This window comes from Methylobacterium sp. J-077, from assembly GCF_022829365.1.
In the GTDB taxonomy this organism is placed as follows: Bacteria; Pseudomonadota; Alphaproteobacteria; order Rhizobiales; family Beijerinckiaceae; genus Methylobacterium.
On sequence record NZ_JAKSYJ010000087.1, the window covers coordinates 1 to 3,159 of the forward strand.

The window sequence follows — 3,159 nt, forward strand, 5'->3', positions numbered from 1 at the left end:
GGTCATCGGCTCGACCGACTTGTTCACCCGGCGGTTGACCGAGACGATCGTCGCCCAGGTCGCCGGGGTGAGGCTGATGCGGGCCGGCTCGCTCCGGTCCACCGCACATTCCGCCGCGTAGGACTGGCAGAACGTCACCCAGGCCGCGATCGGCCGCGCCGCGCCCTGGGGCTCGGCCCCGATCTGCGGGGACGGCAGGCTCGCGAAGGTCTGCGCCTGCACCGCACCGGCACCGAGACCGGCGATGGACAGAGCCGCCCAGGCCAACCCGGCCAGTACGCGACGGCGGCGGGAAACCCGACGCGGTGCGGAGCTGGCGACCGAACCCTGCACCTTGGAAGCCGCGAACCGCATCGCCGTGACCCAACCGTTAAGCTCTCGTTAACGAAAGCTCTCACGCCGGGGGCCCGGCGGCAATCGGCGGATTAACAAAAGGTTAATGCTGTGCGCAACGCGGATGACGCAGGAATATCCCGGCCTGTGGCGCCGGCGCCTCCCCGCGAGCCCGATCCACGCGAAAATGTGAAGATTCCCGAGGGTGTTCGGAGGCGGGGATCGCCGTTGATCACCGCCGCCACCGCAACAACCAAAACCCGTGGGCGGCCAGAGGAACGTCCATGCGGTGCACAACAAACATCTTGGCGGGGTTCGCCTGCGCGGGGCTGGTGATCGGAACCCTGACGGCCAGTCCGGCCTCGGCCGCAAGCCCGGCCGATCCGCAACCGAACTCCGGCAGCCCGGGCGCGGGCGATCTCAAGAGCGACGGCCCGACGCAGCCGGCCAAGGTCCAGGACGGCCAATACACCGACAAGAACGGCGACCCGACCTATCACGTCACCGACGGCGGCAAGAAGGTCGATTGGTACACGATGTCCGGCTACCTGCGGTACAACGCCAACTGCATCGTCTGCCACGGCCCGGACGGCATGGGCTCGACCTACGCGCCCTCCCTGGTCGATGCGCTCAAGGGCATGGACTACGCCCATTTTGCCGGCATCATCGTCGGCGGCAAGAAGGATGTGAACGCCTCGCAGGAGCTGGTCATGCCGGCCTTCGGGGATAACCGGAACGTCATGTGCTACATGCCGGACATCTACACCTACCTGCGCGCCCGTTCGGACGGGGCGGTCGGGCGGAACCGGCCGGCCGAGCACGAGCCGAAACCCGCTGCCTTCGAGAAGGCGGAGGATGCCTGCATGAAATGACGCGCGGCGGCATCCCGCTCGTCCCGGCGCCTCGAAGCCGGCGGCGGGACGCCCCGTTGCGCCGCTCGGTTGCGCACGACATACTCTCCTCAAGACTCTGAAGAGCGAGGGCAAAACTCGCCGAAGGGGGTGTTGGGGAGTGGACCGTGGCTCAAGGGACGGGAGCGCGCCGCCAGGCGTGCGGCATCTGGACGGCCTGGTCGGAGGCCGCCTCGGCGTCTGACGCCGTCTCCGGCATCGCGCGAGCGATCGGCACCCCGTCCCTGTCCCAGATCGTCGCGTTCTTCTCGGCCGATTACGATCCCGAGATCCTGGCCGCCGCCATGGCGGCGCAATTCCCCGGCGTCCCGGTCGCGGGCTGCTCGATGTCGGGGGGTATCGCCCCGGCCGGCGGCCTCGATCGCGGCCTCGTGGTCGTCGCCTTCCCGGCCGAGCGCTTCCGCATCGTCTCGACGGTGCTCGACGCGATCGACCATCTCGATGTCGAACGCACCGCCTCGGCCGTGCGGGCCCTGCGCCGGACCCTCGACCCGGCGGGTCCCTGCCGCGAAGCCGATGCGCAGGCCGCCGGCCGCCGCTTCGCGCTGTCGCTGATCGACGGCCTCGCCAACGCGGAGGAGACCGTCGTCTCGGCCATCGCCTGGGCGCTCGACGGTATCCCGATCGTCGGCGGCTCGGCGGGCGACGACCTGCGCTTCCGCGACGCCGTGCTGCTGCATGGCGGCCGGATCCACCGCAAGGCGGCGGTGCTGGTCCTAGTCGAGACCGATTTTCCGTTCGAGATCTTCAAGAGCGACAATTTCGAGCCGACCCAGACCAAGTTCGTGGTCACCGCCTCGGACAGCGAACGGCGCATCGTCTACGAGCTCAACGCCGAGCCGGCGGCGCGCGACTACGCCATGGCGATCGGCCTCGACCCCGAGGGCCTGTCGCCGATGAGCTTCGCGGCCTACCCGCTCGCCGTGAAGGTCGGCGGCGAGTATTTCTGCCGCTCGATCCGCCGCATGAACGCGGACGGGTCGCTCAGCTTCTTCTGCGCCATCGACGAGGGCGTGGTGCTGACGCTGGCCGAGCCGCGCGACATCGTCACCGCCACCCGAGAGGAGCTGGCGCGCCTCGACACGGCTTTGGGCGGCGTCGACCTGATCATCGGCTTCGAATGCGTGCTGCGCCGGCTCGATGCCGAGAGCCGGCAGGTGGGCCACGGCATCGCCGACCTGTACCGCCGCTACAACGTCGTCGGCTTCGAGACCTTCGGCGAGCAGTATCGGGCGATGCATCTCAACCAGACGTTCACCGGCATCGCCATCGGCAAGGGGTTCTCCGGGCGCGCCGAGGCGAGCGACGCCCCGGTCGCGTCATGACCCTGCACCCGGGCGGGCTCGAGACCGACGAATCCCTGCGCCGGCGGATCGAGAAGCTGGAGCGGATCAACGCCGCGCTGATGTCCCATGTCGAGCGCAGCATGGACCAGCGCGGCAGCGCCTACTCGCTGTTCCAGACCGCGATCATGCTGGAAGGCCGCGTCCGCACCCGCACCGAGGAGCTGACCGGGCTGATGCACCGCCTGGAGCGCTCCAACGAGGCGCTGGCCGCGGCCAAGGAGGAGGCCGAGACCGCCAACCGCTCCAAGACCCGGTTCCTGGCGGCGGCGAGCCACGATCTGCTCCAGCCCGTGAACGCCGCCCGCCTCTCGATCTCGGCCCTGGACGACCTGCCGCTGCCGCCCGAGGCGCGCACCATCACGGGCCAGGTGGAACGGGGTCTTCAGACCATCGAGGACCTGATCAAGACGCTCCTCGACATCTCCAAGCTCGATGCCGGCATCGTCCGGCCGCAGCTGCAGCCGGTGTTCTTGCCCGGCCTGCTGGCGGAGCTGGCCGAGAGCTTCAAGCCGTTCGCCGAGCGCAAGGGCCTGCGCCTCGCGGTGCGCTGCCCGGACATCACGGTCACC

The 3,159-nt window shown here is 69.5% G+C and carries 4 protein-coding genes; 3 read left to right on the plus strand and 1 reads right to left on the minus strand.

The genetic code is table 11. From position 1 onward, the window contains the following. Nucleotides 1–354 (minus strand): transglutaminase-like cysteine peptidase (locus tag MKL11_RS06625; RefSeq protein ID WP_243941477.1); only part of this gene is annotated, 354 nt, incomplete at its 3' end. Between the two features lie 263 nt (nt 355–617). On the opposite strand from MKL11_RS06625, the gene MKL11_RS06630 reads away from it, so the two are divergent. The 3 genes from MKL11_RS06630 to MKL11_RS06640 all read left to right on the plus strand — a co-directional run. Beyond that, entirely contained in the window at nt 618–1,205 is a 588-nt protein-coding gene (locus MKL11_RS06630) for a c-type cytochrome, methanol metabolism-related (RefSeq protein ID WP_243941478.1), read from the plus strand. 146 nt (nt 1,206–1,351) lie between these two features. After that, entirely contained in the window at nt 1,352–2,569 is a 1,218-nt protein-coding gene (locus tag MKL11_RS06635; protein WP_243941480.1) for an FIST signal transduction protein, read from the plus strand. Then, on the plus strand, nt 2,566–3,159 hold a 594-nt coding region (locus tag MKL11_RS06640), incomplete at its 3' end, for a sensor histidine kinase (RefSeq protein ID WP_279600324.1). The genes MKL11_RS06635 and MKL11_RS06640, both read left to right, overlap by 4 nt.